This window comes from Acinetobacter sp. 16, from assembly GCF_033439925.1.
GTDB lineage: Bacteria > Pseudomonadota > Gammaproteobacteria > Pseudomonadales > Moraxellaceae > Acinetobacter > Acinetobacter junii.
The window spans coordinates 1,191,501-1,214,884 of the sequence record NZ_CP137746.1; the positions used below are offsets into that span (position 1 = coordinate 1,191,501).

Here is a 23,384-nt window from a genome sequence, read left to right on the forward strand (position 1 = left end):
ATGCCAAAACCTCCGAATCCAAGCAAAACTAAGAAAAAGCCTAAAGCCAAATCACAAGCTAAGTTTTCTATTAAGTTTTTTATAATTGCAGTCATCGCTTTTTTGATTGTGATCTTTGGTGTTTTCTGGTCAAGTTTATTCAAGAATTACCCTGTTCAAAACAAAAAACAGCTTTTGGTCATTTCTTCTGGAGATACCTATTCTGGTTTTATCGACCGTTTAGCTGAAGAAAATAAAGTGAATTTTCCGATTCTTTTGAAACTCTATCAAAAGTTCATGATTCATGACACGATGAAAGCAGGTGTTTATGAAGTCACGCAGGGTATGAGTGTTCGTCAAGTTTTGGAAATGTTGTCGAATGCTGAAAATGCTCAAATGAATCGAATTTTAGTGATAGAAGGTACAACATTTAAGCAACTGATTAACAACCTCAAAAAAGATTCAAATGTCACTAAAACAATATTGGATTTACCTCAGGATCAATTATTAAAAGAACTCGATATTCCTTATTCACATCCTGAAGGCTTGTTTGCACCAGATACTTATTTCTTTGCCAAAGGCGAAACTGATAAAAAAATCTTAACGGATTTATATCATCGTCAAATGAAATCTTTAGATGAAGCTTGGGCGAATAAAGCAGCCAATCTTCCTTATAAAAATAAATATGAAGCATTAATTATGGCTTCAATTATTGAAAAAGAAACCAGTTTAGATCGCGAGCTAGAGCAAGTTTCAGGTGTTTTTGTGCGTCGTTTAAAAATTGGTATGCGCTTACAAACCGATCCAACTGTAATTTATGGAATGGGGGATCGTTACATAGGTAATATCACACGTAATGATTTAAGGACACCAACCGCATATAACACTTATACAATTAATGGTTTACCACCAACCCCAATTGCTTTACCAAGCAAAAAAGCGATTGAAGCAGCGATGCATCCAGACGATTCAAAAAATATTTATTTCGTCGCAACAGGAAATGGTGGACATAAATTTAGTGCTTCTCTAGCAGAGCATAATCGTGCAGTACAAGATTACTTGTCTGTACTCCGTTCAAAGAAAAATCAAGGTGAATGATGTTTATTAGTTTTGAAGGTACAGAAGGTGTAGGGAAAACCACTCTGATTCGTAAAATTCATCAGTACTTTGAACAGCAAGGTAAAGAAGTTGTACTGACCCGTGAGCCTGGTGGCACACCATTAGCAGAACAGATTCGTACATTATTATTGGCAGTAAATCATGATGAGCTAATGAGTCATGATACTGAGCTATTACTGATTTATGCTGCACGAGCTCAACATTTACAACAAGTGATTTTACCTGCGTTAGCGGCGGGGAAAATTGTGTTGAGTGATCGTTTTACTGATGCCAGCTTTGCTTATCAGTGTGCTGGGCGTGGTTTAAGTCTGGAAAAGCTGCAATTGTTAAATCAAACTTTTGTGGCAAAAATGCCGAATATTACCTTTTGGTTGGATGCACCGATTGAGTTGGGCATGACTCGTGCACGAGAGCGTGGTGCATTAGATCGTTTTGAACAAGAAAAATTGAGCTTCTTTGCCAAGGTACGTGCTGGTTATAAGACTTTATGGCAAGCAGAGCCTGAACGGATCAAGCGTTTGGATGCAACACAAAATGCGGATGTTGTATTTGAAGAAGCATTGCAGTATTTGAAGTAAATACGGTTATATACTCAACCTGTATTGACCAAAAGTTTCGGTGATGTTTTGGTTTTATTTCTTATGCCTTACTTTTCACGGATGAAAAGTAACAAAAATCCTTTGTTGAGCTGACGGTACATCCTTGATACCGCAGCTCAACGGGCGACATCCATGTCGCCTACCTCGATAGTAAATAATAACTATAAGTTATCTTGAAAATATCAAAAACTTGAAAGTATCACTCATTTACCAACGGCTGTTCCACCTTAAAGTTTGGTGGAGTTAACACGGTCTTACGAATTTCGTTTGAAAGCTCTGGGTAATCAAGCGTGTAATGCAAACCACGTGATTCCTTACGTTCCATCGCACAACGTACAATCATTTCGGAAACTAAAACGAGGTTACGCAATTCGATCAGGTTCTTACTGACTCGGTAATCTTGATAGTATTCATTGATTTCACGCTTCAACATCTCGATACGATGTAACGCACGTTGTAGACGTTTAGTCGTACGAACAATACCGACGTAGTTCCACATGGTTGAACGTAGTTCGTCCCAGTTTTGTAAGATGACAACATCTTCGTCAGCATCAGTAACCTGTGATTCATCCCAAGATGGTACGTTTGGAAATTCAAAGCCCATATTATGTTTGCTTTGAATGTCTTCTGCTGCACTCATACCATAAACGAAACATTCAAGTAACGAGTTACTCGCCATACGATTTGCGCCGTGTAAACCTGTATAAGAAGTTTCACCAATCGCATACAAACCATCAAGATCAGTTTGGCTATTAGAATCAACAACTACACCACCACAGGTATAGTGAGCAGCAGGAACAACAGGAATCATGTCTTTGGTAATATCAATTCCGAGTTCAAGCAAGCGAGCATATAGCGTAGGGAAGTGTTCAATAATAAATTCAGGTGATTTATGTGTAATGTCTAACCACACATGACGAATACCTAGACGTTTGATTTCATGGTCGATGGTACGTGCCACAATATCGCGTGGCGCCAGTTCAGCGCGTTCGTCAAAACGAAGCATAAAACGCTCGCCGTCAGGTAGACGTAAGTACGCACCTTCACCACGCATTGCTTCAGTAATTAAGAAAGAGCGTGCTTTAGGGTGGTATAAACACGTTGGGTGGAATTGATTAAACTCCATGTTTGCTACACGACAGCCTGCACGATACGCCATCGCAATACCATCACCTGTAGCAATATCTGGATTAGATGTATAGAGATATGCCTTCATTGCACCGCCACATGCTAATGCAGTAAAAGGTGCTAAGAAAGTATGAACTTGCTCAGTCTTTTCATTAAGAGCATATAAACCTATTGCACGGTTGGTTTGATCTAGATGACCAAGTTTGTGCAAGGTAATAAGATCAATTGCAATGTAGTTTTCAAAGATGGTGATATTTTTACGTTCTTTCGCACGTTCAACTAGGGTCGTTGAAATGGCTTTACCAGTTGCATCAGCCGAGTGAATGATTCGTCGCTGCGAATGGCCACCTTCACGGGTGAGATGAAGTTGTTCATCATCGTCTAGAGTAAACTGGACACCTTGTTTTAATAAGAAATCTACAGAAGGCTTACCACCTTCAACCGTATGTTTGACAGCATCTAGCTCACAAAGATGTCCGCCTGCAATCATAGTGTCATTAATATGTTGTTGAATTGAATCAGTCTCATCCAATACCGCAGCAACACCACCTTGAGCATAGTAAGTGCTAGCTTCAGTTAGTTCAGCCTTAGCTAAGATTGCAATGTTATAATGATGAGGTAAAGAAAGTGCGAGACTTAAACCTGCACCACCACTGCCCACAATAATCACGTCAAAATGATGAATTGTTTCTAAATCAGGCATGTCGATCTGCTTCAATATCAAACGTTCGCTAATGACACCGCTTTTTTGTAAAAAAGGCAAGTGCTATTCTGCTTAGAATTGCGCGAATTTTTAGCGAATAACCAGATAATTAGTCTATATGCCAAGAATTAAACTTTTCACACAGATTGAACATAAGTTACGTGAAGCAACATGGTTTTAATTTCTATTTAAGTAATTCAATAGAAACTCAAGAGGTAATTAGGAAGAATATATTTCTCCACATTTTCTCCATAATTTTATTTTTAAATTTGTCTGTATACCCCGAAAATACAAACATTTTTTAACGAAATAAAAATGTAGCTTATGATAAAACATTAGCTTAAATTTCTATTCGATCATCAGTATGTAGGTTCTTGCTTCTATGAAAAGTCGATATATACAACAAGGATTGTTCACTGCGGTATTTACAGTAGCAGCTGCACAAGTAAATGCTGCGTCACCAGTAGATTTTTCAAACCTCGTAGAACAGGTTAGTCCTGCGGTAGTGAGTGTAAATGTTGTCAAGAAAATGACTCAGGAAGAGTTATTACAGCAACAAGTACCCGAAATACTACGTCGTTTTTTTGGTAATCAGATCATTATCCCACAGCAGCAGGGACCACAAGAAAAAACTGCCTACGGCAGCGCATTTTTCATTAGTAAAGATGGTTATTTAGTTACCAACCATCATGTAATTGAGAATGCATCCAGAATTAGTATCACCCTAAATGATCGTCGTGAACTCGATGCAACCTTAGTGGGAAGTGACGAGCGAACAGATGTTGCTGTTCTCAAAGTGAATGGCAATAACTTTCCTGAATTAAAAATTGGTGATGTGAATCGACTCAAAGTTGGTGAGCCTGTTCTCGCGATTGGTTCGCCATTTGGTTTTGATTATTCAGCTTCAGCTGGAATTGTGAGTGCAAAGTCTCGAAATATGAGTGGTGAAACTTCTGTTCCATTTATTCAAACAGATGCCGCTTTAAATCCAGGTAACTCTGGTGGCCCTTTGTTCAATCAACAAGGTGAAGTGATTGGTGTTAACTCTCGTATCTTCAGTGGAACTGGAGGTTATATGGGATTGTCATTCTCTATTCCTATTGATGTTGCGATGGATGTTGTTCAGCAATTAAAAGTGAATGGTAAAGTGACACGTTCTTATCTTGGTGTGATGTTGCAAGATATTGATCGTAACCTAGCAGAGGCTTATAAATTACCAAAACCTGAAGGTTCCCTCATCACACAAGTTACACCTAAATCGCCAGCTGAAAAAGCAGGTCTGAAGTCGGGTGATGTGATTTTGAAAATCAATGGAAATTCAATTCTGCGCACAAGTGATTTGCTAAATGTGCTTAATCGGGTAGCACCGAACCAAACGATCCAATTAGATGTTTTACGAGATGATAGAACTCGTACTATATCGGCAACACTTGGTACCGCGCCAGATGATACGCCAGCTGCAGAAGATAAGAATAATCCAACAAGTGGTTTAGGGATGAGTATCCGTAATTTAACTCAAGCAGAGCAAGCTCGCTTGGATGTTAATGGTGGAATTCTAGTTCAAGATGTTAAGCGTGGTGGATTAGCATCATTGTCCAATATCGTCGCGGGCGATGTGATTATTCAGGTGAACGGAATTCCGATCACAAACAGTCAGATGTTTGCAAAAACGGTAGCTGCTTTGCCAAAAAATAGCGTTGCGCGAGTTGCTATTATTCGTCAGGGGCAACGTGCAATTTTAGGTTTACGCTTACCTTAAATAAGATCCATGGTCATGAAACCACCCAAATTTTGGGTGGTTTTTATTTTTGAAATTGGAGCTAGATTACACTAGTGTATGCCATGATCGTTGAATTGAGTGATTAACAAGTAATATGAGCACAATTTTTGATTTAAAAATTCAAGTAGAAGCTAAACATATAGATGTATTGGGTCATGTTAACAATGTGATGTATGTCCAATGGATGCAAGACGTAGCTGCAGCACATATCGAAGCTCTAGGTTTGGGGTTAAAACAGTATTTTGAACTTAAGCATGCGATGGTGGCAGTCGAGCATCATGTCCAATATCGGAAAGCTGCGCTTGAAGGTGAGGAAATTATTTTAAGAACTTGGCTAGACGATCTAAATGCACTGTATTCATTTCGTCAGTACGCATTTTATCGACCTAAAGATCAAAGCATTATTTTTATGGGTAATACTAAGTGGGCTTGTATTGAAATTTCGACAGGGCGTCCAAAACGTATGTCACCAAGCTTCACACAAGCATATCAACCGATTTCCGCTAAGCTCGATCCTATGGATTTCTCAGTTTTGTACCATCAAGTAGATTAAGTTGCTTCGCGAGTAAGCTAAAGCAATAGGTTTTGAAAGCAAGATAATTATTTTGAATACTTTAAAATTGGCTTCTGTTATAATCGGCAACAATTTTGTTAAACCGTTTTGGCTTATAGCAACTAAAAAGTTATGAGCGTTCAATATTCTCAAGGTAACCCATGGCGCAAGCTAAAAAATCCGTAGATATCAAAAATATACGAAATTTCTCGATCATTGCTCATATTGACCATGGTAAGTCCACTTTGGCTGACCGTTTTATTCAAATGTGTGGTGGTTTGCAAGATCGTGAAATGCAAGCCCAAGTACTGGATTCAATGGAGCTCGAGCGCGAACGTGGGATTACCATTAAAGCTGCATCCGTTACTTTGTACTACACACATCCAAATGGTCAAGAGTATCAGCTTAACTTTATTGATACGCCAGGCCACGTAGATTTCTCATATGAAGTATCACGTTCTTTAGCTGCTTGTGAAGGTGCATTACTGGTGGTCGATGCTGCACAGGGTGTTGAGGCTCAGTCTGTAGCGAACTGTTATACAGCAATTGAGCAGGGCTTGGAGGTATTACCAATCTTAAATAAGATTGATCTTCCACAAGCTGAGCCAGAGCGAGTTATTCACGAGATTGAAGAAATCATTGGTATTGAAGCAACTGATGCTCCAACATGTTCAGCAAAAACTGGCTTGGGTGTAGAGGGTGTTTTAGAGCGTTTGGTTGACGTTATTCCAGCACCTGAAGGTGATCGTGAAGCTCCTTTACAAGCTTTAATCATTGATTCATGGTTTGATAATTATCTCGGTGTGGTTTCACTTGTTCGTATTAAACAAGGTCGTATCCGCAAAGGCGATAAAATGCTAGTGAAATCGACTGGTCAAACACATCCAGTTACCTCAGTTGGTGTTTTCAACCCTAAGCATACTGAGACCGATATCCTAGAAGCTGGTGAAGTAGGTTTCGTTATTGCGGGGATTAAGGATATTTTTGGTGCGCCAGTGGGTGATACCATTACTTTATCATCGACACCTGATGTTGCCACTCTACCAGGTTTCAAAAAGGTTAAACCGCAAGTTTATGCTGGGCTTTTCCCAATTGATTCTAGCGACTTTGAACCATTCCGTGAAGCATTACAAAAGCTGCAAATTAACGACTCGGCATTGTTTTTTGAACCAGAAAGCTCAGATGCATTAGGTTTCGGATTCCGTTGCGGCTTCCTTGGTATGTTGCATATGGAAATCGTACAGGAACGTTTAGAGCGTGAGTATGATTTAGATTTAATTAGTTCAGCACCTACTGTAATTTATGAAGCACTCACCAAAAAAGGTGAAACCATCTATATCGACAGTCCATCAAAAATGCCAGATGGATCAACAGTCGAAGATTTGCGTGAACCAATTGCAGAATGTCATATTCTTGTTCCTCAAGAGTATCTAGGCAATGTGATGACTTTATGTGTAGAGCGTCGTGGTGTGCAAAAGGATATGAAATTCCTTGGAAACCAAGTATCTATCACATTTGAAATCCCAATGGCTGAAGTGGTAATGGACTTCTTTGATCGATTGAAGTCTTGCTCACGTGGTTTTGCATCGCTTGATTACAACTTCGTACGTTTTGAGAGTTCATCTTTAGTTAAGGTTGATGTATTAATTAATGGTGAGAAAGTTGATGCATTAGCAATGATTTGCCACCGTCAGGATGCTCGCCATCGCGGAATCGCTTTGGTTGAAAAGATGAAGGATTTGATCCCTCGTCAAATGTTCGATGTTGCAATTCAGGCAGCGATTGGCGCACAAATTATTGCTCGTTCTACTGTAAAAGCGATGCGTAAAAACGTATTGGCAAAATGTTACGGTGGTGACGTGTCTCGTAAGAAGAAATTACTTTCAAAACAGAAAGAAGGCAAGAAACGCATGAAGCAGGTGGGAAGTGTTGAAATCCCACAAGAAGCTTTCTTAGCTGTATTGAAAGTCGAACGATAAAGAAATAATTAGGACTCACCCATGGATTTTGATTTTAATTTGATTTTAGTACCTGCCACACTGATTTTTTTTCTAGTGTGGTTGCTTGATAAGTTTGTATTTAAACAGCGTGCAAATAAAGGTCGTGATCAGGAAAATTTTATTATCACATGGGCCTATGACTTCTGGCCAGTTTTAGCTGTTGTTTTGGTTTTACGTTCATTCTTATATGAGCCATTTAATATTCCTTCAGACTCTATGGTGCCAACCTTAGAGACTGGGGATTTTATTTTGGTCAACAAATTTGATTATGGCGTGCGTCTACCAATTGTGAACTCAAAAGTACTCGATGTTGGTGAGCCAAAGCGTGGGGAAGTAATTGTTTTTAGATACCCTCCACAGCCCACAATTAGCTATATTAAGCGTGTAGTTGGATTACCTGGAGACCATATCCAGTTTAAATCTGGGCAATTGATTATCAATGGTAAACAAATAGCCAAAGTTGCCACTGAAGTAAATCGAGCAAAAGATCAATTAGAAACACCGACTGTGTATTATTTTAAAGAGACTTTGGGTGAGCATCAGCATTTAATTCGTTATCTAGATGGGCGTAACCCACTAGCAGAACAATATCAATTCGCTCAGTTAAAAGGTGCTGAAGCTTTAGTACCATTTGTTGCAAAAGCAAATCACGTATTCATTCAAAGTAATGGTCAGGATTGGGAGGTAACTGTACCGAAAGGGCAATACTTCGCAATGGGTGATAACCGTGATCAAAGTGCGGACAGTCGTTTTTGGGGATTTGTACCGGAAGAAAATTTAACTGGACGAGCATTCTATATTTGGATGCATAAAGAGCCTGGTTTTAATCTTCCAAGTTTTAACCGAAATGGTAAGATTGATTAATAAAAACACATAGGAAATATAAAATGCGTAAATCTCAGCAAGGGGCTTCGTATATTGCTATTTTATTTGGGGTGGTTCTTTTTGCAATTGCAGTTAAAGCTGCCATTGCGATATGGCCAGCGTATTGGGACGATAAAATCATCAATACTCAAATCGAAGGTGTATTAAAGGATAGTCCAGAAAATATCACACCAGCAAAGTTTGCTCAGCAAATGGATCAACGTCTAGATATGAATGGCGTTCGGGATTTATACTTTAAAGATATCGCGGTGGTAACTTACAAAGATGATTTAATCGTAAAGAAAAAGTATGAAGTGCGTAAGCCTTTCATGCTCAATATTAGTTTAGTTATGACTTTTGAGAAGACTTTTGACCAAAAATCTGCCAAACAACAAGCTGAATGATGCTCGACTACAGAATCGAATAGGTCATCAGTTTCAACAATTTGATTTGTTAAAACTGGCATTGACTCACCGTTCTGTGAGCCATAAGCATAACTATGAGCGCCTAGAATTTCTAGGCGATTCATTATTAGGGATGATCATCGCTAATTATCTGTATCACACCTACCCTAAAGAGAATGAAGGACGTTTAACGCGAATGCGTGCGACTTTGGTCCGTCAAGAAGCTTTGGGGAAAATTGCGAATGACCTACAGCTGAGTCGGTCATTAATCTTAAGTACAGGTGAGCTAAAATCAGGTGGACATCATCGAGAGTCTATTTTAGCTGATACTGTGGAAGCAATTATTGGTGCGATTTATTTAGATAGTAATGACCTAAATCTACTGCAAAGCATTGTGTTAAAATGGTATGAGCCTTATCTAGATCATATCGAACCGACAGATCAGCTCAAAGATCCGAAATCACGCCTGCAAGAGTATTTACAAGCACGTAAAAAACCTCTCCCAGTTTACGAGGTTGTAGATATTCAAGGTGATGCACCTAACCAACATTTCAAAGTTGAATGCAATGTTGAAGGGATGCCAAAATTTATTGGTGAGGGCTCAAGTCGGCGTTTTGCTGAACAAACTGCAGCAGCCGAAATTTTAAAATTATTGGAGCAATAACCGAATGTCTCATTCAAATGAAAATAAGCCAGATGCAATTGAGTCGCAAGATGGTAATAATTTAATTGATCAGTTCTTTAGCTCGCAAGGGACAACAATTCCTTCCGACTTTAAAAGCGGTTTCGTTGCAATTGTGGGTCGTCCTAATGTTGGTAAATCGACATTAATGAATCACTTGTTAGGTCAAAAGCTTTCGATCACTTCACGTAAGCCACAAACGACACGTCATAAAATTGTCGGTATTGATTCACGTGAGAAATCTCAGGCTGTATTTGTAGATACACCTGGTATGCACAAAAAAGAAGTGCGTGCGATTAATAAAATGATGAATCGTGCTGCACATTCAGCATTACGAGATGTGAATCTAGTTTTATTTGTGGTCGATGCTCAAAAATGGACTCAAAATGATGAGTTGGTTTTAGAGAAACTTAAGAATGCAGAAATGCCAGTCATTCTGGTGATCAATAAGCTAGATACTTTTGAAAATAAGAATGAAGCGCTACCATTAATTCGTGAACGTGCCAAATTAATGGACTTTGCTGAAATTGTTCCAGTGTCGGCACTACGTGGTGCTAATCTAGAACATTTACGTGACACTATTGAAAAATATTTGCCTTATCAAGCGCCTTTATATTCATTAGACCAAATTACCGATCGTTCTGAACGTTTTCTTGCGAGTGAAATTATTCGTGAGAAAATTATGCGTCAGTTGGGTGAAGAACTTCCATATGATTTAACGGTACAAATTGAATCGTTTAAAACAGAAGAAGCGACAGTAAATGAAAAAACTGGTCGTCTAAAGCCACCTTGTACTTATATTGATGCAACGATTTTTGTCGAGCGCCAAGGTCAAAAAGCAATTGTCATCGGAGACAAAGGTGCGAAACTAAAAAGTATTGGTATGGATGCACGTACAGACATGGAAAAAATGTTTGAACAAAAGATCATGTTGACGCTTTGGGTGAAAGTTAAAGGCGGATGGTCTGATGATGAGCGTGCGCTCAAAAGCTTGGGTTATAGTGACATCTAAGCAATAATGTACAAGGGAACAGGTATGAAAAAATTAATACATGTATTTGCTATCCTGATGTGTGTATTCATGTTGCAAGGTTGTATTCACAAACTTGTAACCGTACCTGTTAAAGTTGCCTATAAGACCACTAAAGGTGTTGTAAAAGGCACTGCTGCTGTAGTTGGTGCAGTCATTCCTGATGGTGATGATGAAAAGCAGAAAGACAATGGGGAAGACAAGGACTGATCTTGTCATATGATGCGCAATGAAGTTCTACATGGTTATTTAATTCACCATCGTAAATACCGTGAAAAAAGTCATATTGTGCATTTGTTTACACAAGAATATGGGCGCGTGGATGGAATTTTAAGGCAAACGCCTCCTCCACAATACCAGCCAATTCGCTTACAAGCTTCAGGTAAGTCGGAACTCAAAAATTTCACTAAATTAGAAATTCTAAATCAGCCTGTTTTTTTTCATGGTGATGCTTTTTTTGCTGGATTTTATTTAAATGAAATTTTATTGCGTTTATGTCCCTTAGAAGAAGCCATGTCGCACACTTTTCAACAATACCAAGTGATATTGTTGCAGTTACAACAATTAGCTTCACATCCGCAAGCCTCAGTATTTTTGAAACAGATTTTACGTCAATTTGAACATGTTCTATTGCAAGAACTTGGTTATGCAATAGATTTTTCGATTGATGCAAATCAACAAGAAATTCTTGCTTTTCAGCATTACCAATTTCAACTGAATGATGGTTTTATGCCTGTTGCGCAAGCATCTAGATCTACGTTAGAAGGACGTTTAATCGCATCGATGCAAAGTTATGAGCTTGGACAGGATTTTGCTAACGAGCAATTGCTATTATTGAGTAAACTATATCGTCAGATGATTAGCGCATTATTGGGCGATCGCCCTTTAAAAAGTCGGCAATTGTGGATTCAAAATACTCAATCTTAATTCTCTTGAGGCAGTATCTGAACTGCTTTGTGTAATAACCTATAGGATATTTTTATGGCTGCAATATTGGGTGTAAATATTGATCATGTTGCGACATTAAGACAAGCACGTGGTACTACTTATCCTGATCCAGTTCAAGCTGCTTTAATCTGTGAAGAAGCAGGCGCTGAGGGGATCACTTTGCATTTGCGTGAAGACCGCCGTCATATACAAGATGATGATGTTCGTCGTATGCGTCCTTTATTGAAAACGCGTATGAATCTTGAATTGGCTGTTACCGATGAAATGGTTGAGTTTGCCAAAGAAATTAAACCACAACATGTATGTTTTGTTCCAGAGCGTCGCCAAGAAGTAACGACTGAGGGGGGCTTGGATGTGGTAGGTCATTTTGATAAAGTCAAAGCGGCTACTGAGGCACTCAAAGCGATTGGTAGTGATGTTTCTTTATTTATTGATGCTGATTTTGCTCAAATTGATGCTGCAGTAGCATGCGGTGCTCCAACCATTGAGATTCATACGGGTGCTTATGCTGATGCTGAAACTGAAGCAGAACAACATGCTGAATTGGAACGCATTATCAAAGGTGCTGAATATGCAGCAGCTAAAGGGTTAGTTGTGAATGCAGGACATGGTTTGAACCTAAATAATGTTGCACCCATTGCTGCGATTCCACAAATTCATGAACTCAATATTGGGCACTCAATTATTGCGGATAGTATATTTGTAGGTTTAGCCCAAGCAGTCAAAGATATGAAAGCAGCAATTCAGGTGGCTGAGAGATAATTGGATGAGCAATTTAAACTACGATGAGTTAATGCAACCTGTTATTGATTTCTTAGGGTGTACGACTCCTCAAGCTTGGTTAGATGAAGCTGTTAATCACTTAGATATCTTAATGCAAGACCATGCCAATTGTGAAAAAAAGGCTGCGGGAACAGCGATGAACTTAATGTTCCGTTATAGTTTCTTTACTGACCTACAAGTAAAGTTAGCACAATTAGTTCGTGAAGAAATGCTGCACTATGAGCAAGTGTTAGAGTTCATGACTAAACGTGGTTTAGAGTGGAAAGGTTTAAGTGCGGGGCGGTATGCAGGGGAATTACGCAAAGAAATTCGTACTTATGAACCTGAAGCTTTGATTGATGTGATGATCATTGGTGCATTCGTTGAGGCGCGTTCTTGTGAGCGATTTTATTCACTAGCACCGAAGGTTGATGATGAGTTGGGGCGTTATTATCGATATTTGCTTAAATCAGAGTCTCGTCATTTTGAAGATTATTTAGCGCTGGCTTTAGATGTAGCTAAAACAGCAAAATTGAAAGACCCTGAAGAGAATATTCAGAAGCGTATTGATCATATACGTGAGGTTGAAAAGAATTTAATTTTAAGCCCAGATGATACTTTCCGTTTTCATAGTGGCATTCCTGCAAATATTGCTGCTTAAAAAATGAATTGATCAAGATGCCTCTAGAAATAGGGGCATTTAAATTTTATATCTGCAATAAAAAAAGCCTTTATCAAAGATAAAGGCTTTTTGAATCTTGGCTCTCCCACCTGGGCTCGAACCAGGGACCTGCGGATTAACAGTCCGTCGCTCTACCGACTGAGCTATGGGAGAATCTGAGTGCCATTATAGGCGGCTTTTAAAATCGGTCAAGCGAAAAACATCAAGTTTCTTATATTTTGATGTTGGATGCTTTTTATTTGCACAGTTGAGCAAAGTCTATAAAAAAAACTTGAATTTTGATGAGGCTGTTGTTAGATTTTGATTTAACAAAAGTGTTTAGATCAGTCTAAACAGTGTGGATTTAACCCAACTTGCCAGCACTAAAATGGCTAAATCGGAGGTCGAAATGACTACTCTTCGTATTGAATCTATTTTTTCTAATTTTTCTTTCTATAAGCAAAATTATCTCAATATAATTAACGATCCTTCCCAATATTATCAAGTCGTAGAAAGCGCAAATATTCATTTCGCAAGTTTTAGTGATGAGCGCTTATATTTAGGTGATTTATTACAACTTTGGCTAAGTGATAAATGGACTGAGCATCAGCTTAAGACCTTAGCAAAATCGCATTATTTGTTGCCAACACAAGATGGGGTAAATGGTCAAAACTCTTTATTTCTTTTCGCTTTTAAAAAGAATAGTTTATTTAAACAAGCCTATGCATATGCTTGGAATACTTTAGAAAATAAAGTCCAAGAAATCGCTTTGAACGAAAGTTTCCCTTTCTATTGTCATTATTTGACATTAAGTCGTCCAAAACGGGTTTAATATTTCTGAAATAAAAAAGACCTGTACAAGACAGGTCTTTTTTATTTGTTTTTTAGGATTTAAGCTGTTTTCTCTGCTTCAATAGAAGCAATTGCAGCATCAACGCCTTCGATTGAATCAGCAGCATTTTTAATACGCGTTAGAGCATCTACCAACACTTCATCAGCAGTTGCGTATGAAATACGCATAAAGCCACCTAAACCAAATGCATCACCTGGTACAACTGCCACACCAGTTTCTTCGAGCAACCATTCAGAAAACTCTGTGCAAGATTTTAAGCCTTTAGCACGAATCAATGGGCGAATGTTTGCGTATGCGTAGAATGCACCATCTGCTGGTAAGCAAGAAATACCTTTGATTTCATTCAGACCATTCACAACCAAGTCATGGCGACGCTTAAATGCTTCAATCATAGGTTGAAGGACGTCTTGTGGACCATTTAATGCGGCTTCAGCTGCAACTTGTGAAATTGAAGTTGGGTTCGATGTAGATTGTGATTGAATGTTTTTCATCGCACCGATTAGTTTTGCTGGACCTGCAGCATAACCAATACGCCAGCCTGTCATTGCATAAGCTTTAGATACGCCATTGAGTACGATAGTACGGTCATATAAATCAGGAGCAATCGTCGCGATGTTGTAGAATTCATCTTCCCAGCGGATTGGTTCATACATATCATCTGATGCAATTAAAACTTGCGGATGACGGCGTAGAACGTCAGCAAGAGCTTCTAACTCAGCTTTGGTATAAATCATACCTGTTGGGTTTGAAGGACTATTAAGTACTAACAAATGAGTATTTGGTGTGATCGCAGCTTCTAATTGTTCAGGTGTGATTTTGAAGCGTTGTTCTTCACCACATTTTACAATCACTGGTGTACCTTCAGCGATGATCACCATATCTGGATAACTTACCCAAAATGGTGCAGGGATGATGACTTCATCACCTTTATTTAAGAGCGCAAGAGCCAAATTAAAGAAACTTTGCTTACCACCACAAGATACTAAAATCTGGTTAGGTTGATAATCTAAATTGTTATCACGTTTTAATTTCGCAATAATCGCCTTTTTTAAGCTTGGAGTGCCGTCAACTGCTGTGTATTTTGTAAAGCCTTTGTTAATCGCTTCAATTGCTGCATCTTTGATGTGTTGAGGTGTATCAAAGTCTGGTTCGCCTGCACCTAAACCAATCACGTTTTTACCAGCAGCTTTAAGCTCTGCAGCTTTATTCGTCACTGCTAGTGTAGGGGACGGTTTGATAGCATTTACACGATCAGATAGACGTACGTCCACGGCATTATTCCTTCTTATGGGATTAAAAAATAAAAAGCATTATATTTTAGCTCAAATAAGCTGAGGTGTGGTCGAAAGTTGCCTTAATCGAATAAAAAGTTACCAAATACTGGAGATTTATAGGATTTTGTTTTTTACATATTTTATTTTTATCAAAATATCAAAAATCCTTTACAATAGCCGCTAGAAATTTAGATTTCGAGAGAATTTTAATGAGTACGCAACAACCAAAAGCCAAAAAAGCTTTGGTGAAATTACCTTTCCCGATGCCATCTGCGCAAGATGACTCAGATGAGCAGTCAACACACAATCAGGTGAGACCAAAACCTGAGCAGTATGCTGATCGTACTTGGATGCCACCACGTGGCACACGTCGCTCAATGGGCAAGCGTTAATCAAGTCACAGTGTGATTGAAATAAAAAACCTCGCAGCTTGCGAGGTTTTTTTATAATGGTTCTATCTATTAACGATAAATGGTAACTGAGCTTGCGATATTACTACTAGAAGCGTAAGTCATATTAGTACCTGAAATATTTTTGACGCTGTATTTGGTATTGCTCGTAAATCGGCTGATATTACCACTGTTCAATTGGCATTGACCTTGTGAATTTGTCGTGCAATTTATTGATGTTCCTCCAACACTAAAACCTCCACTTACTGTCGCATTTGCGATTGGTAAATTGTTTGAATCAGTCACAGTTGCGATGACATTAGCGCGCCATGTTCCTAACTTTGAAACGATTACAGAAGAACCAGTTAATTGGCTAATTCTAACAATCGAAGTCGGAGTAGTCGGCTGAGTTACGCTCGACACAGTGTTGTAAAGAAGCTTATTTGGACTACCAGAAACGTTTAATACAACATTCGCAGTAGCAGAACTGAGTAACTGAGTTGTTATTGTTTGAACAGTCGCTGTAGGGGAGCTTTCTAATAAAGTTGCAACGACACCAGCCACATGAGGTGATGCCATCGACGTACCATTTAAATTGGCTGTCGCTGTGTTGCTACCAATCCATGCTGATGCAATATTGCTACCTGGTGCAAATAAATCTACGCAGCTTCCGTAGTTTGAATAACTTGCACGATTATCACTACTGTCTGTTGCTGCAACTGTAATTGCTTTTGCCGCTCGTGCAGGTGAGCTATTACATGCATCGGTATTTGAATTACCTGCAGCGACCACAGTAACGAAACCGTTATTCACGAGATTATCAACTGCAGTATCTAATGTGCTGTATGCACTACCTCCCAGTGACATATTCACTACAGCGGGTTTGCGACCATTTTGAATAATCCAGTCTAAGCCTGATATGACGCCACTCATTGCACCAGAGCCATTACAGTCTAGAACGCGCACTGGGGTGATAAGACTATTTTTAGCTACACCATATGTGGTGCCTGCTAAAGTTCCAGCTACATGTGTGCCATGACCATCACAATCTTCTGTCCCTCGACCATCATTGATCGCACTAAAACCATTTTGAATTCTGCCTGTAAATTCCTGATGTGTTGACAAGATTCCTGTGTCTACAACATAGGCATTAACACCTGCACCAGTATTTTCATAACTGAAGCTTTTGCTGAGTGGTAGATTGTTTTGATCAATTCGATCCAAGCCCCATGAAGGATTTGACTGAGTGGTTAGATTAGTTTGTATGACAGCATCTTGCTCAATGAAATTAACCTGAGGATTTCTTTGCATTGCTTGAATAAATTGCTCACTTGCTGTTTCAGGAATACTGATCGCAAAGCCGCGAACTGCTTTTGAATAAACAAATAGAATTTTCCCACCAAATTGTTGAGCGATATTTTTGGCAGCTGTACTCGGTAACTCAGATAATGTATTTAAAACCACAATATATTGATTCTTAATCGGTGTATTTGAATTTGTTGGGGCTTGAATCGTGCTTTTTAATTTGGGTGTTGCGACTGATAATGGAGTTGTAGATAGAGAGTTTGTTGTACTTTGATTGATCGAGTTGTTTTTAACTGGAGCAGTTGGATTTGTATTGCTTTGATTAAACGCAGCATAACTTAAAACCATGATCGAAATTGCAGAGCTTGCAACAATAAATTTACGAGATTGAGCTTTCATTCAGATGTCCCTATTGATTAAGTTTAATCACACAATCTGATCCTTATTATGTGTGCTTTTTATTCATCAGATGTTGATTATAGGCGGATAAAGTATGAAAGAAATAAGTCAGTGTGATGAAAGCTAAAATTTTTTGTAATAATATTGATGTAAATCAAATATACACAAAGCAATGTGTATCAGTTATCAAATAGAGAACCATGTAAACCAAATCTTGTATTTGTCATTATTGTGGGATTTGGTTTAGCTGATCTTATCAATTAACGATTTACACTATGATCAATTTGGATATCTCCATTCCATAGGTGAATGAAGTCATCTTCATCAAATTCGTATAGTTCCATCAATGCAATAATCGTCCCAATGAAAATCATCGGTTTTTCGTCATTTTCATCAAAATTAAATAAGCTAGATAAATGTTTGAGCGTATCGTTAATTTCATATTCACGACCACGATCATACCGATCACATGGGTACATCGGTTCTTTTAAAATTTGTAATGCAATTTGTTGCTGTTCAGGTGACAACGAAGTCGTGTTGAGAGCTTCTTCATAAGATTCATAACCGTATTCATCAAAAAAAATAACTTCATTTTTGATAAAAGCTTTCACCCATTCTTGAGTCAATGTTGGGAAAAGTCTTTTGCGGTCAGGTTCTAAATAGGGTTTGAAGGATTGTGGGAAAATCACATTATTTGAAATGCCTTCAAACAATGGTGCAATTTCCGAAAATTTATAACCCGCACTTCCACATCCAAGAGCAGTCACAAAATACTTCATTTTGGGATGATTTTTCGTATAAATTTTAAAATCATTAACGTAATGTTCGATCTGTGGAAGAGGCATTTGTTGCAAATGTTCATTGAGCGTTGGAATAGCAAAACTTTGACCAGCCCAACCACGACCAACACCTTTTACCGCCGCAAAATGTTGTGCAGCTATACGTGCAGCTCCAGTATCATGAATACCTGCTAAATTACTTCCAAAAACAAAAACAGTGTCTTCTGGAAGCTCTGTAATGATTGTTTCGTCATGGTATTGATATGTCATTGGAATTCGTATTTTGCGTTGTCGTTGCAACCATGTTGCTATTGATTTGTAATAGGGTCAAGTAAAAAAATATTTAATTGTTATGCTAAGAATTTCAAATTCTTAAGTGCCTTTTTTATTTCAAATCAGTTAAGGGAATTGCGATAAAATTCTCGTGACATGAAATTCACATCTTATTGTCTAAGCTCAAGTTTAAAAAATGATTAATCTTTAGGTGATCCAAATGAGTATCGTTGTTGCTGGGGCTTCAGGTGGAATTGGTCATGCACTTTTTAAACAGTTAATTCATCAACCTACAAAGCAAGTTTATGCTATTAGTCGCCAGAAGCTTAGAGAATGTGATTTACAAGCTGACTTGTCAGACCCAGATCAAATAGACCATGTACGAGAATTTTTGGATCATATTCAGGTTTCAGAAATTTATTGTTGTGCAGGTGTGCTGCATGAAGATCTTAATATGCCTGAGAAAATGTTAAGTCAAATTCGAGATGAATGGATTTATAAATCTTTGTCACAAAACGTAATGACTCATGTCCATCTTGCACAAGCCTTAGCCCCAATTCTAAATAAAAATTATGATCTAAAATGGCTCTCCTTGTCGGCTAAAGTCGGGAGTTTGGAGGATAATAGCTTAGGAGGATGGTATAGCTATAGAATGACCAAAGCCGCACTGAATATGTTCATTAAAAATTTAAGTATTGAATGGGCACGTAAATCTTCAAATATTCTCGTGGCAAGTATTCATCCAGGAACAACGGATTCAGAATTATCTAAACCATTCCAACGCAATATTTCACCAGAAAAATTATATAGTGCTGAGCAAACTGCCGATCGGTTAATTGCCGTGATGAACAACTTATCTAAACATCAGCATGGGAAATTATTAAATTGGGATGGGCAGTTGTTACCTTATTAATAAAATGCAACTAAACTTGAAAAGCAGCAACTAGCCCAGATTGATTTGTTAAACTATTTTTAAATTTTATCAAAGAGTGTGCTTGTGAGCGAAAATCAACCTTTCGACTTAGTGACAAATTACCAACCCGCGGGAGATCAACCACAGGCGATTGAAAAATTAGTCAAAGGAATTGAGCAAGGTTTTCGCAATCAATTGTTGTTAGGGGTAACAGGTTCTGGAAAAACCTATACGATGGCAAATGTGATTGCTCAAACACAACGCCCAACCATCGTCATGGCACATAACAAAACCCTAGCAGCACAGCTTTATGGAGAATTTAAAGCTTTTTTTCCAAATAATGCGGTTGAATACTTTGTAAGTTATTACGATTATTATCAACCTGAAGCTTATGTTCCTTCTTCAGATACGTTTATTGAAAAAGACTCAGCGATCAATGATCACATCGATCAAATGCGACTTTCTGCAACTCGTGCATTATTAGAACGCAGAGATGCAATTATTGTTGCTTCAGTATCGGCGATTTATGGTTTGGGTGACCCAAATGCTTATATGCAAATGCTATTGCATATCGTGCAAGGGGATCGCGTCAGTCGAGATGATATTATTCGTCGTCTAGTTGAAATGCAATATACACGCAACGAGTTAGCGTTTTTACGCGGTACTTATCGAATCCGTGGTGAAATTATTGATATTTTTCCTGCTGAATCTGATCAAGATGCCATTCGCGTTGAATTGTTTGATGATGAGGTTGACTCTATTCGATGGTTTGATCCTTTGACAGGTAAATTGGTGCGTAAAGTTCCTCGTGTAACAATCTATCCGAAAAGTCATTATGTAACACCAAAAGATCATCTAACCCGCGCGATTGATACGATTAAAGATGAATTAAAAGATCAGCTTAAATTTTTTAAAGACAATGATAAATTGCTCGAAGCTCAACGTATTGAGCAACGCACACGCTATGATTTAGAAATGATGCAACAGCTCGGTTATACCAACGGGATTGAGAATTACTCACGTCATCTTTCAGGTCGAGGAGCAGGTGAGGCACCACCCATCTTGTTTGATTATATTCCTGAAGATGCTTTGCTGATTATTGATGAATCGCATGTAACAGTTCCTCAAATTGGGGCGATGTACAAAGGAGACCGCTCGCGCAAAGAGAACTTAGTGAATTACGGGTTCCGTTTACCGAGTGCTTTGGATAACCGTCCTATGAAATTTGAAGAGTGGGAGCGCATTGTTCCGACGACGGTATTTGTCAGTGCAACACCAGCGCAATACGAGTTGGAAAAGTCAGAACAAATTGTTGAGCAGGTGGTTCGTCCTACTGGATTAATTGATCCTGAAATAGAAGTACGTCCAGTTTTGACGCAAGTGGATGATGTTTTATCTGAGATTAATATTCGTAAACAAGTCAATGAACGTGTCCTTGTGACCACACTGACCAAGCGAATGGCTGAAGATTTAACTTCATATCTAAAAGAGTATGGTGTCAAGGTAGCTTATCTGCATTCTGATATTGATACGGTTGAGCGTGTAAAGATTATTCATGAATTACGCACAGGTGTGCATGATGTACTGGTTGGGATCAACTTGTTGCGTGAAGGTTTGGATATGCCAGAAGTCTCTTTAGTTGCTATTTTAGATGCGGATAAAGAAGGGTTCTTGCGTTCAGAACGGTCATTGATTCAAACTATTGGTCGTGCGGCTCGTAATGTGAAGGGTAAAGCAATTTTATATGCTGATCGCATTACTGATTCTATGCGTAAGGCTATGGATGAGACTGAGCGTCGTCGCAATAAGCAAATCGAGTTCAATGAGCTTCACGGTATTACACCACGCAGTGCTGTGCGACAAACCATTAAAGAAATTGATACTGGCGAAGTGCTCAGTGATGATGAGATCGATGAAAAAGTGCTTGAGCAAGCTCAGTCAATCAGTGCTGATGAGCAACACTTACTCTCTGATCCAAAGTTATTTGCAAAACACATTTCTAAATTGGAAAAGGAAATGTTGAAAGCATCGAAAGAGTTACAATTTGAGCAAGCAGCTCGATTACGTGATGAGATTGTTCGAATGAAAGCGCATATGTTGCAGTCATAATTGTGGAGATAAATCCTGTTAGATGATACATATCGCAACAGTTTTTGTTTATAAATTGGGCTATGTTACTAAGCTAACTATATGACTATTTATAACAAATTTCTGTTTTGAGGATTTCCCATGCCATTTATTAAAACTTTTCCAAAAGCGAGTTGGCGACTAGCTAAAATTGCAGTGGGTGGTGTTGTTCTAACAGGTTTGGCTGCCGGCACAATTGCATATGCTCAAACAAAGCCTTTAGCAACCGTTGATAAGGTGGAGTTGGATAAGTATTTGGGAGTATGGTACGAAGTTGCACGCAAACCTATGTTCTTTGAACGTAAATGTGCTTACAACGTTTCAGCGACTTATACACTTAATGAAAATGGCAATATTGTTGTTGATAATAAATGTTATGACAAAGATGGAAATTTACAGCAAAGTATAGGTGAAGCCTTTGTCGTAAATGCTCCATTTAACACAAAATTAAGTGTGAGTTTTTTACCAGAAGGGGCGAATTCAAACATGAGGTGCGACAGTTTGAAAAGTCTTATGATAATCAACAAGCTGAGCAAATTTCTCTAATGGTGTAAGCCAATCTAACGCTTTTCTAGGACGAGTATTCAGTGACATGGCAACTTGATTTAAATAATGCTGATCTGCCTGATTTAAATCAATCCCTTTAGGTAAATATTGCCTAATTAAACCATTCATATTTTCGCATGTGCCTTTTTGCCAGGGTGAATGTGGGTCACAGAAATATACATCTATGCCTAAATCTTCTTCAAGTATTTTATGTTCTGCCATCTCGCGTCCACGGTCATAGGTCAACGTTTTACGCAGTTCTGCAGGTAAATATTTCAGAGCTTCAGTTAAAGCCTTGCGCACTGATTCTGCCTTTGCATCAGGTAATGTTGCCAAGATACAGAGCCGTGTATTTCGTTCAATAAGTGTTGCTATCGAACTTTTATTGTCTTTACCTTTAATTAAATCAGCTTCCCAATGACCCGGTATTTTTCTTTCTTGAACTTCGGCTGGGCGCTCATGAATAGTTTTAATATCCTGTAATATAGAATCTTTTTTAGGTTCACCGTTAGCTTTTCGCTTTTTATTTTCATGACGTAGACAGGATAATAAGTCTTTTTTCAACTCACCCTTGGGTAATGCTCGTATCGTTGAATAAATCGTTGTATGGCTTACATTCATTGTTTGATCCAAATCAGGAAATGTCTTTAAACGCTTTGCTATTTGCTGAGGAGACCATAAACAACGGATCGCTTCAACAATAAATTTCCAGAGGATTGAATCGATTTTGAGTTTTCTGTGACCACGTCTACGTCTAGCAAAAGTGTTATCAGAAGCATATCGAGCTTGATAAACGTCATTGATGCTATTTCTTTTAAGCTCACGATAGATCGTACTAGGATGTCTTTTAATAAGTTCAGCAAATTTTCTGGCTGAAAAGCCTTCTTTTCTTGACTCAAGCATTAATGCAGTACGATCTTCAAAGTTAAGATGATGGTATGACAATTTTATATACTCCATAAACCCTTTAAATTAATTAGGTGGTTTATGTCGCACTTCAAGTTTTACTCTGCCAGGTGTTCGATGGGTTCCTTTAGCACGAGGTGATTACTGGATTTTGAAATTGGATGAAGAATATCAAACAGTTTTAGTTGGTGAACCGAGACGTAAATATTTATGGGTATTATCTAGAACCCCTAATCCTAAAAAAGAAACCATCTTAGAATATTTAAACTATGCAAAATCTCTAGGTTTTGATGTTAGCGATGTAATTTTTCCCGACCATCGATAAATAAGTTATACTTATTCGAAACCATGCTTGCATGGTTTTTTTATTTTTATATAGTGGATAAGTCAAGTATTTATTAAAGCGTC

At 38.4% G+C, this 23,384-nt stretch carries 22 protein-coding genes, 1 tRNA gene and 2 pseudogenes; 19 read left to right on the forward strand and 6 right to left on the reverse strand.

Annotated elements, in window-relative coordinates; genetic code table 11:
- Both mltG and tmk read left to right on the forward strand, forming a co-directional pair.
- Entirely contained in the window at positions 1 to 1,077 is a 1,077-nt protein-coding gene (mltG, locus tag R2H34_RS05860) for an endolytic transglycosylase MltG (RefSeq protein ID WP_005402976.1), read from the forward strand.
- Positions 1,077 to 1,676 carry a dTMP kinase gene (tmk, locus tag R2H34_RS05865; protein ID WP_318342559.1) on the forward strand — a complete coding sequence of 200 codons (600 nt, stop codon included), beginning with the start codon at positions 1,077 to 1,079 and terminating at the stop codon, positions 1,674 to 1,676. Before mltG ends, tmk begins: the two co-directional genes overlap by 1 nt.
- Before the next feature lie 220 nt (positions 1,677 to 1,896).
- On the opposite strand, the gene nadB is transcribed toward tmk, so the two are convergent.
- Positions 1,897 to 3,534 carry an L-aspartate oxidase gene (gene nadB / locus R2H34_RS05870; protein ID WP_171053807.1) on the reverse strand — a complete coding sequence of 546 codons (1,638 nt, stop codon included), beginning with the start codon at positions 3,532 to 3,534 and terminating at the stop codon, positions 1,897 to 1,899.
- 376 nt (positions 3,535 to 3,910) lie between these two features.
- Here nadB and R2H34_RS05875 point away from each other — a divergent pair, with 376 nt between their 5' ends.
- From R2H34_RS05875 to R2H34_RS05925, 11 genes are all read left to right on the forward strand, one after another.
- Positions 3,911 to 5,287, forward strand: coding sequence for a Do family serine endopeptidase (locus R2H34_RS05875; RefSeq protein WP_005402973.1), 1,377 nt, complete (start codon positions 3,911 to 3,913; stop codon positions 5,285 to 5,287).
- A gap of 115 nt (positions 5,288 to 5,402) precedes the next feature.
- Complete coding sequence (locus R2H34_RS05880) at positions 5,403 to 5,861, forward strand: acyl-CoA thioesterase (RefSeq protein ID WP_004913463.1); 459 nt, start codon at positions 5,403 to 5,405, stop codon at positions 5,859 to 5,861.
- A 161-nt stretch (positions 5,862 to 6,022) separates the two neighbouring features.
- Positions 6,023 to 7,840 carry a translation elongation factor 4 gene (gene lepA / locus R2H34_RS05885; protein ID WP_004913460.1) on the forward strand — a complete coding sequence of 606 codons (1,818 nt, stop codon included), beginning with the start codon at positions 6,023 to 6,025 and terminating at the stop codon, positions 7,838 to 7,840.
- 21 nt (positions 7,841 to 7,861) lie between these two features.
- The gene (gene lepB / locus R2H34_RS05890) at positions 7,862 to 8,725 is read left to right on the forward strand and encodes a signal peptidase I (protein ID WP_005402972.1); all 864 of its coding nucleotides are present in this window, start codon (positions 7,862 to 7,864) and stop codon (positions 8,723 to 8,725) included.
- Between the two features lie 23 nt (positions 8,726 to 8,748).
- On the forward strand, positions 8,749 to 9,129 hold the full coding sequence (locus tag R2H34_RS05895; protein WP_005402971.1) for a DUF4845 domain-containing protein: 381 nt from the start codon (positions 8,749 to 8,751) through the stop codon (positions 9,127 to 9,129).
- A complete protein-coding gene (gene rnc / locus R2H34_RS05900; RefSeq protein WP_004913454.1) occupies positions 9,095 to 9,793 on the forward strand; it encodes a ribonuclease III in 699 nt (232 codons plus the stop codon). The genes R2H34_RS05895 and rnc overlap by 35 nt, the downstream gene beginning before the upstream one ends.
- Before the next feature lie 4 nt (positions 9,794 to 9,797).
- The gene (era, locus tag R2H34_RS05905; protein WP_004953081.1) at positions 9,798 to 10,823 is read left to right on the forward strand and encodes a GTPase Era; all 1,026 of its coding nucleotides are present in this window, start codon (positions 9,798 to 9,800) and stop codon (positions 10,821 to 10,823) included.
- Positions 10,824 to 10,847: 24 nt separating this feature from the next.
- Complete coding sequence (locus R2H34_RS05910; protein WP_039908174.1) at positions 10,848 to 11,051, forward strand: NF038104 family lipoprotein; 204 nt, start codon at positions 10,848 to 10,850, stop codon at positions 11,049 to 11,051.
- A 9-nt stretch (positions 11,052 to 11,060) separates the two neighbouring features.
- Positions 11,061 to 11,768, forward strand: a complete 708-nt coding sequence (gene recO / locus R2H34_RS05915; protein WP_005402969.1) for a DNA repair protein RecO — start codon at positions 11,061 to 11,063, stop codon at positions 11,766 to 11,768.
- Positions 11,769 to 11,822: 54 nt separating this feature from the next.
- On the forward strand, positions 11,823 to 12,551 hold the full coding sequence (gene pdxJ / locus R2H34_RS05920) for a pyridoxine 5'-phosphate synthase (protein ID WP_005402968.1): 729 nt from the start codon (positions 11,823 to 11,825) through the stop codon (positions 12,549 to 12,551).
- Positions 12,552 to 12,555: 4 nt separating this feature from the next.
- Positions 12,556 to 13,212 carry a tRNA-(ms[2]io[6]A)-hydroxylase gene (locus tag R2H34_RS05925; RefSeq protein WP_005402967.1) on the forward strand — a complete coding sequence of 219 codons (657 nt, stop codon included), beginning with the start codon at positions 12,556 to 12,558 and terminating at the stop codon, positions 13,210 to 13,212.
- Positions 13,213 to 13,310: 98 nt separating this feature from the next.
- On the opposite strand, the gene R2H34_RS05930 is transcribed toward R2H34_RS05925, so the two are convergent.
- Positions 13,311 to 13,386: transfer RNA gene (locus R2H34_RS05930), tRNA-Asn, on the reverse strand.
- A 235-nt stretch (positions 13,387 to 13,621) separates the two neighbouring features.
- Here R2H34_RS05930 and R2H34_RS05935 point away from each other — a divergent pair.
- On the forward strand, positions 13,622 to 14,044 hold the full coding sequence (locus R2H34_RS05935; RefSeq protein WP_004953089.1) for a hypothetical protein: 423 nt from the start codon (positions 13,622 to 13,624) through the stop codon (positions 14,042 to 14,044).
- A gap of 59 nt (positions 14,045 to 14,103) precedes the next feature.
- On the opposite strand, the gene R2H34_RS05940 is transcribed toward R2H34_RS05935, so the two are convergent.
- Complete coding sequence (locus tag R2H34_RS05940; protein WP_042890603.1) at positions 14,104 to 15,336, reverse strand: pyridoxal phosphate-dependent aminotransferase; 1,233 nt, start codon at positions 15,334 to 15,336, stop codon at positions 14,104 to 14,106.
- Between the two features lie 212 nt (positions 15,337 to 15,548).
- Between R2H34_RS05940 and R2H34_RS05945 the strand changes: the two genes are divergently transcribed.
- Positions 15,549 to 15,731 carry a hypothetical protein gene (locus R2H34_RS05945; protein WP_004913435.1) on the forward strand — a complete coding sequence of 61 codons (183 nt, stop codon included), beginning with the start codon at positions 15,549 to 15,551 and terminating at the stop codon, positions 15,729 to 15,731.
- Positions 15,732 to 15,800: 69 nt separating this feature from the next.
- Here the strand turns inward: R2H34_RS05945 and R2H34_RS05950 are convergent, their stop codons facing one another.
- Together R2H34_RS05950 and R2H34_RS05955 are read right to left on the reverse strand one after the other, a co-directional pair.
- Entirely contained in the window at positions 15,801 to 17,432 is a 1,632-nt protein-coding gene (locus tag R2H34_RS05950; protein WP_039908168.1) for a S8 family peptidase, read from the reverse strand.
- A 260-nt stretch (positions 17,433 to 17,692) separates the two neighbouring features.
- Complete coding sequence (locus R2H34_RS05955) at positions 17,693 to 18,481, reverse strand: hypothetical protein (RefSeq protein WP_004913430.1); 789 nt, start codon at positions 18,479 to 18,481, stop codon at positions 17,693 to 17,695.
- Between the two features lie 223 nt (positions 18,482 to 18,704).
- Between R2H34_RS05955 and R2H34_RS05960 the strand changes: the two genes are divergently transcribed.
- The 3 genes and pseudogenes from R2H34_RS05960 to R2H34_RS05970 all read left to right on the forward strand — a co-directional run.
- Positions 18,705 to 19,397: an SDR family NAD(P)-dependent oxidoreductase gene (locus R2H34_RS05960; RefSeq protein ID WP_039908167.1), complete on the forward strand. Its 693-nt coding sequence runs from the start codon at positions 18,705 to 18,707 to the stop codon at positions 19,395 to 19,397.
- 84 nt (positions 19,398 to 19,481) lie between these two features.
- Positions 19,482 to 21,506 carry an excinuclease ABC subunit UvrB gene (gene uvrB, locus R2H34_RS05965; protein ID WP_318342485.1) on the forward strand — a complete coding sequence of 675 codons (2,025 nt, stop codon included), beginning with the start codon at positions 19,482 to 19,484 and terminating at the stop codon, positions 21,504 to 21,506.
- Positions 21,507 to 21,626: 120 nt separating this feature from the next.
- Positions 21,627 to 21,995: pseudogene (locus R2H34_RS05970) on the forward strand (lipocalin family protein); the annotation flags it as partial.
- Between the two features lie 9 nt (positions 21,996 to 22,004).
- Here R2H34_RS05970 and R2H34_RS05975 read toward each other — a convergent pair.
- Positions 22,005 to 22,973: an IS30 family transposase gene (locus tag R2H34_RS05975; RefSeq protein ID WP_014538385.1), complete on the reverse strand. Its 969-nt coding sequence runs from the start codon at positions 22,971 to 22,973 to the stop codon at positions 22,005 to 22,007.
- 97 nt (positions 22,974 to 23,070) lie between these two features.
- On the opposite strand from R2H34_RS05975, the pseudogene R2H34_RS05980 reads away from it, so the two are divergent.
- Positions 23,071 to 23,301: pseudogene (locus R2H34_RS05980) on the forward strand (lipocalin family protein); the annotation flags it as partial.
- Between the last annotated feature and the right edge of the window lie 83 nt (positions 23,302 to 23,384).

Coding starts and splice junctions, on each gene's coding strand:
- R2H34_RS05880 (WP_004913463.1), top strand. CDS start 5,403: ATGAGCACAATTTTTGATTTAAAAATTCAAGTAGAAGCTAAACATATA.
- R2H34_RS05925 (WP_005402967.1), top strand. CDS start 12,556: ATGAGCAATTTAAACTACGATGAGTTAATGCAACCTGTTATTGATTTC.
- pdxJ (WP_005402968.1), top strand. CDS start 11,823: ATGGCTGCAATATTGGGTGTAAATATTGATCATGTTGCGACATTAAGA.
- R2H34_RS05945 (WP_004913435.1), top strand. CDS start 15,549: ATGAGTACGCAACAACCAAAAGCCAAAAAAGCTTTGGTGAAATTACCT.
- R2H34_RS05895 (WP_005402971.1), top strand. CDS start 8,749: ATGCGTAAATCTCAGCAAGGGGCTTCGTATATTGCTATTTTATTTGGG.
- lepA (WP_004913460.1), top strand. CDS start 6,023: ATGGCGCAAGCTAAAAAATCCGTAGATATCAAAAATATACGAAATTTC.
- R2H34_RS05875 (WP_005402973.1), top strand. CDS start 3,911: ATGAAAAGTCGATATATACAACAAGGATTGTTCACTGCGGTATTTACA.
- tmk (WP_318342559.1), top strand. CDS start 1,077: ATGTTTATTAGTTTTGAAGGTACAGAAGGTGTAGGGAAAACCACTCTG.
- recO (WP_005402969.1), top strand. CDS start 11,061: ATGATGCGCAATGAAGTTCTACATGGTTATTTAATTCACCATCGTAAA.
- R2H34_RS05955 (WP_004913430.1), bottom strand. CDS start 18,481: ATGACATATCAATACCATGACGAAACAATCATTACAGAGCTTCCAGAA.
- R2H34_RS05935 (WP_004953089.1), top strand. CDS start 13,622: ATGACTACTCTTCGTATTGAATCTATTTTTTCTAATTTTTCTTTCTAT.
- lepB (WP_005402972.1), top strand. CDS start 7,862: ATGGATTTTGATTTTAATTTGATTTTAGTACCTGCCACACTGATTTTT.
- R2H34_RS05960 (WP_039908167.1), top strand. CDS start 18,705: ATGAGTATCGTTGTTGCTGGGGCTTCAGGTGGAATTGGTCATGCACTT.
- R2H34_RS05910 (WP_039908174.1), top strand. CDS start 10,848: ATGAAAAAATTAATACATGTATTTGCTATCCTGATGTGTGTATTCATG.
- R2H34_RS05975 (WP_014538385.1), bottom strand. CDS start 22,973: ATGCTTGAGTCAAGAAAAGAAGGCTTTTCAGCCAGAAAATTTGCTGAA.
- R2H34_RS05950 (WP_039908168.1), bottom strand. CDS start 17,432: ATGAAAGCTCAATCTCGTAAATTTATTGTTGCAAGCTCTGCAATTTCG.
- mltG (WP_005402976.1), top strand. CDS start 1: ATGCCAAAACCTCCGAATCCAAGCAAAACTAAGAAAAAGCCTAAAGCC.
- era (WP_004953081.1), top strand. CDS start 9,798: ATGTCTCATTCAAATGAAAATAAGCCAGATGCAATTGAGTCGCAAGAT.